Genomic DNA, 4750 nt, shown 5'->3' with positions numbered 1-4750 from the left:
TCGAGGTTGATCTGATCTGCCATGTTCAGCAGACGCCGCGCGTCGGCCCACAGGTCCGGCTGGCCCTCATCAGCCACCTTCTGATACTGGTCACGCTTTCTCGGCCAGGTCGTCCCGATCACAATCACCGGACCCACATCGGGCAACAGCAACCGCCGCACCAACTGTGAAGTAATTTGCGGCCCTGTGCTGTCACCTGACTCGGCTACATCCAGCAGCTCATGAATGTCATCCAGCCACACCACCGTGCGCCGCAGCGACACCCCCTCATCCACCAGCGCCTGCAAGCTGCTGCTACCCGAGCGCAAGTACATCCGCCACCCCTGCGGCAGCTTCCGGATCGCCTCAGCCGCAGCACGCGTCTTCCCTGAGGCCGGCGCCCTAACCAGAAGCAGAAACCCGCCGGTGGTCGCCATTCGAGTCACTGCCGCCTGCACGTCGGCATCGTTATCCCGAGGCACATACGACGGCAGCTCCGCCGACAAGTTCGAATCTGCGTCCGGTGGAAGCGGGATCGCCGGGTGAATCCCCAACGCCGCGCGCGAAACCACGTCATGTACCAGCGGAAGCCGGTGACTTGAGCCAGCCACCCGCTCTATCACCTCAGCCTGCCGCTGACGGCGCTGCCCCTCCGCCTCCACCCCATCGGTAAGCGTCTTGACATGCGCCTGCACCAACGGCTTAACGACCATCGTCGCCACGACGGCGGTTCCGCCGAGGCCTGCGACCACCCAGACCGGCCAATGTGTATGAAGCTTGCCCAAGAGAACCGGACCAACAGTCAACGCCACCAAGACGGTGCCCAGACCTGCCAGCGCTGGCCATCCCCATACACGCGCCTTCGCCATCAAGGAACATCAGCACGACCAAGGACCAGCGTCAAGTCAACAGCCATGTGCGTCCCAATGCCATCCCGTCTGCCGCCGACCCACACCACGGTGGAGCGGGCCAGGGCCAGGGCGACAAGGTGGAGCGCCCTACTGGACGTACGACCTTGTCGCCCTGGCCCTGGCCTGCTCGGCTTGCCTGGGTCGGCGGCTGGCGGGATAGCATCCCACCCCAACCACCCAGCCACCGGAACCGTTCGGCAACTCCATCCTGGAGTCGTCTGGCCCCCGCCGGAGGCACAGCTCTAACCCGGCCCTCTCCCTCACCCCTCACCACCTCCACCCCTTCCCTCCCTCGGGCTTCAGCGGCCCGAACGGACCGTTCGGCAACTCCGTCCAGCCGTGTGGCCTCCGGCTCTCGTGGTGCCGCTGGACTGTTGAGTATGGGTGAGAGCGTGTCCGCCTGGCCCTGGTCATCTCCGGGGCTCGTCACCGGGTCACCTCACTGAGCCAGGGGTGACGCGCGGGGCGGGGCGTGGGGTTCGGGCCGGCTGACTTTCCGCCCCGGCGCCGTAGGCGGCCGGGGGCGGCGGCTCCGCAGGAGCCGGTTGCCGCGCCCTGGCCCGCGCCGCGCGGAGCGCCTTGACGAATGCACTGAACCGGCCACTGACGACGCGGAGGGCTGGGCCTGATGGGACACATCGTGAAGACCCCAGCCGGAACGTTCCGGGCCAACTGGCGCGATGCCACTGGGCGCCAGAAGGCCAAGACGTTTCCGACGCGCCGGCAGGCGGCGTCCTTTCTGGCCGAGACGGAGGCGGCTATCGCCCGCGGCGGCTATGTCGATCCGCACGCCGGTCGGCTGCTGTTCGGGAAGTACGCGGAGCGGTGGAGGGAATCGCGCAACGATGAGCTGACCACCAGGGCGCGGGATGCCTCGATCCTTCGGACGCACGTGCTTCCGCGCTGGTCGGATGTGCCGCTGTTGCGGATCGATCATCTGGCGGTGCAATCGTGGGTGACGGAACTCGGCACCCGGCGGTCGCCTGCCACGGTGGCTGAGTGCTTCCGGCTGCTGTCGGCAATCCTTCGGGCTGCTGTCCGTGATCGGCTCATCGGCGTCAACCCGTGCGAGGGCGTGAAGGTGCCATCCCGGCGGAAGAAGGACACCGATGGACATGTCCTGGCCCGCGCTGACCTGATCGGCCGTCTCCTACCGGCGGTCCCGGACCGCTACCGCGCCCTGGTCGCGTTGGCCGGCGGTACCGGCCTGCGGTGGGGCGAGTGCACGGGGCTCCGCTGGGAATCGCTCGACCTGGCCACGAAGACGGTCGAGGTCGTCCGGGTCGCCGTCGAGGTGGCGGGCACCGTCACGATCAAGCCTTACCCGAAGTCACGGGCAGGCCGCCGTACCGTCCCGGTGCCGGATTTCGCGGCTGACCTGCTGGCGGCGCACCGTGAGGCTTTCTCGGCCGGCCCTCGCGGTGAGGTATTCACCAACTCGTCTGCCGGTCCGTTGCGTCGCACCCTGTTCCGGGCTCGCGTCTGGCGCCCGTCGCTGGTCCGCGCCGGGCTACTCGGGGACGTGAGCCGCCTGGGCCACTTCAAGTGGCGGGCAGCCTGGGTCGACACAGAAGGCGTCAAGTGGACTGCGGAGTTCACCACCGAGCGGGAAGCCGTCGCGCACGTGGCGAAGATGGCGCCGGGCGGGCTCCGCTTCCACGACCTGCGACACTCGTACGCGACCGAGCTGGTGTCGCGCGGCGTCCCGGTCAACGACGTCCAGGCCGTGATGGGCCACGAGAAGCCGTCGACCACGCTCAACCTCTACACCCACCGGTCGGACGGACGAGATCAACGCATCCGCGACGCGTTCGCTGACTCATAGCTGACTCATGACCATGCCCGTCGATACAGTCAGCAAAAGAGGCACCCTCAAAAGAGGGTGCCTCTGCTGCTTATTCGTGGTGGGCGATACTGGGATCGAACCAGTGACCTCTTCGGTGTGAACTCTCGGCGAGCGGGTCGGATCGGGCTTGATGCGAGGTCAAACGGCCTGCGGGCGCGCTTCTCGGCCTGGTCCGGCTGGCACGGTTGCTGTACTTCGCTGCTGTACTGCTGGCGTGGGCCGGTCGGCCTGCCTGGTCCAGCCGAGGAAGCGGCGGTGCAGCACGCCAGCCGGTGTCCAGGGCATGTCCTCGGTGGCCTGGACGAGATAGCTGCCGAGGTAGAGGGTCAGCGACACCGGCGCGTCCGCGTACTCCGCCCGCAGCTCGCGTTTGCGGGTGGGGCAGGGCCAGGGCAGGTCGCAGCCTCCACAGCTCCAGATCGGCATGACCGGGCCGTGGGTGGTCACCGCACACCCTCAAGGAACCGGGCGGTGACCGTCCGGGCCTCCCGGCTGGTCGCCCAGTCCACCTGCCAGCACGGGTACGGCGTCAGCCGCGACCACCAGGCGCGACAGCCGGCGCACATGCCGTCGAGCCCTCGGACGTGAACCGCGAGGATTAGCTGATCCTGCCTGTCGTTCACTGCTCACCCTCCTGCGGCCAGTGGCCACGATTGATCGGTATCCGGTGCCGGGCGCCGCACGGCAGATCGGCTCCGCACCGGCAAACCCGCCGCCACCGTCGCCAACACCAGACCGGCCGATGCCGCCGCGCGAGGGTCAGCGCGACCGCCAGGACGTACTCGTCGTAGGAGACTCGCCTCATCGGCGCATCACTCGACCCTGAACTGTCGTGCCGGCGAAGGTGAAGGGAGCATTGCCACCTCCTCGTGCCGCAGCTATCGGAGGCGTGGATGCCCGATCGCGGGGGATGCGCCGGACATCCACGCCGGCGAGGACGGCCCACAGCGCCAACCGGGGGAATCGACCTCCCCGGCAACCTACCATAGGTACCGTTGGGTAGTCAAGGGCTGACGTAGGTGGTCTACTCGTGTTGCCAACCGAGGGGAAACACCGTGCCACCGCGTTACCGCTACGAGCAGATCGCCGACGACCTCGCCGAACGCATCGCATCCGGCGAGTTTCCACCGGGCTCCAAGCTGCCCAGCCGACGAGAGTTGATCGAGCACTACGGGGTCACCGAGCCGGTCATCGACCGCGCCATGCAGGTGCTACGGATCAAGGGGATGACCGAGACACTTCCCGGCGTGGGCGTTTTCGTCGCTGAGTAGATCCCCTGGAAGCCAGCTGGCCTCAGGCAGGACGTGACCCCTCGTTTGTAAGTTCTGGGCGCTCCGTCCGGCTGGATCCATCTGCGTTCGGGACCTCGGGCGACTGTCCGCGTCCGGCGCCTGGGGGCTGCCCTCGTCCCGGCCGGTTGCTGTCACCGTTGCTGTCGACAGCTCAGGCTGCGGTGCTCGGTCAGTCGTCCTCGTCCAGGAGACCGAACGCCTCCGGCGCGTCTTCGACGAACTGGCGGTAGGGCGGTTGGAAGTTCTCCGCTCTGGCTGCGATGGCGGCGGCTAGACGCGCCCGATCGGCAGGTTCTAGCCCGCCCAGGCGTGACGCTGCATCGTCGAGCTGCTGCACGGCAATGTCCGGGTGGAGTGTCTCGTCGTCGCACAGCTCGAAGAACGCCAGGCACTCAAGCAAGCTGTCGAGCACTGCCGTGAAGACCGGGTCATCTGACACGCGCGCATGCTACGGCGTTCAGACGTTGAAGCGGAACTTAGGCTGCCTCTCCCGTGACCTGCGGCAACCTGGTCAGCGCACTGGTCATGCCCTCTCCTGGGCTCACGTCGTTGATGGCTGGTTGCCGACGTTTCACAGTGTCTTGTGCCCCGTGTGTGCCCCGGCAGACTCCTTGACTCCCAGACGACAAGCAGGCGGCATCTACCTGCATCCCTCCGCGCCAGACGCTGGCAGTCGCGTCCGCCGTCGCCCACTGGTGTCCGGCCGCGTGCACCCCGATCGT

The 4750-nt window shown here is 67.5% G+C and carries 5 protein-coding genes and 1 pseudogene; 2 read left to right on the top strand and 4 right to left on the bottom strand.

Going from position 1 to position 4750, the window contains the following annotated elements:
- Window positions 1-848: pseudogene (locus FXF52_RS40355) on the bottom strand (hypothetical protein); the annotation flags it as partial.
- Window positions 849-1518: 670 nt separating this feature from the next.
- On the opposite strand from FXF52_RS40355, the gene FXF52_RS40350 reads away from it, so the two are divergent.
- Window positions 1519-2715: a site-specific integrase gene (locus FXF52_RS40350; RefSeq protein WP_148804907.1), complete on the top strand. Its 1197-nt coding sequence runs from the start codon at window positions 1519-1521 to the stop codon at window positions 2713-2715.
- 159 nt (window positions 2716-2874) lie between these two features.
- Here the strand turns inward: FXF52_RS40350 and FXF52_RS40345 are convergent, their stop codons facing one another.
- Together FXF52_RS40345 and FXF52_RS43745 are read right to left on the bottom strand one after the other, a co-directional pair.
- Complete coding sequence (locus FXF52_RS40345; protein WP_148804906.1) at window positions 2875-3183, bottom strand: hypothetical protein; 309 nt, start codon at window positions 3181-3183, stop codon at window positions 2875-2877.
- Window positions 3180-3359 carry a hypothetical protein gene (locus tag FXF52_RS43745; protein ID WP_148804905.1) on the bottom strand — a complete coding sequence of 60 codons (180 nt, stop codon included), beginning with the start codon at window positions 3357-3359 and terminating at the stop codon, window positions 3180-3182. Before FXF52_RS43745 ends, FXF52_RS40345 begins: the two co-directional genes overlap by 4 nt.
- A gap of 396 nt (window positions 3360-3755) precedes the next feature.
- On the opposite strand from FXF52_RS43745, the gene FXF52_RS40330 reads away from it, so the two are divergent.
- On the top strand, window positions 3756-4007 hold the full coding sequence (locus tag FXF52_RS40330; RefSeq protein ID WP_111211926.1) for a GntR family transcriptional regulator: 252 nt from the start codon (window positions 3756-3758) through the stop codon (window positions 4005-4007).
- A gap of 190 nt (window positions 4008-4197) precedes the next feature.
- Here the strand turns inward: FXF52_RS40330 and FXF52_RS40325 are convergent, their stop codons facing one another.
- Window positions 4198-4467, bottom strand: coding sequence for a hypothetical protein (locus FXF52_RS40325; protein ID WP_148804903.1), 270 nt, complete (start codon window positions 4465-4467; stop codon window positions 4198-4200).
- Window positions 4468-4750: the final 283 nt, after the last annotated feature.

The sequence above is a fragment of the Micromonospora sp. MP36 genome, assembly GCF_008119785.1.
GTDB lineage: Bacteria > Actinomycetota > Actinomycetes > Mycobacteriales > Micromonosporaceae > Micromonospora.
The sequence above is the reverse complement of the archived record's forward strand: the minus strand, read 5'-3'. Positions and strand labels throughout refer to the sequence as shown.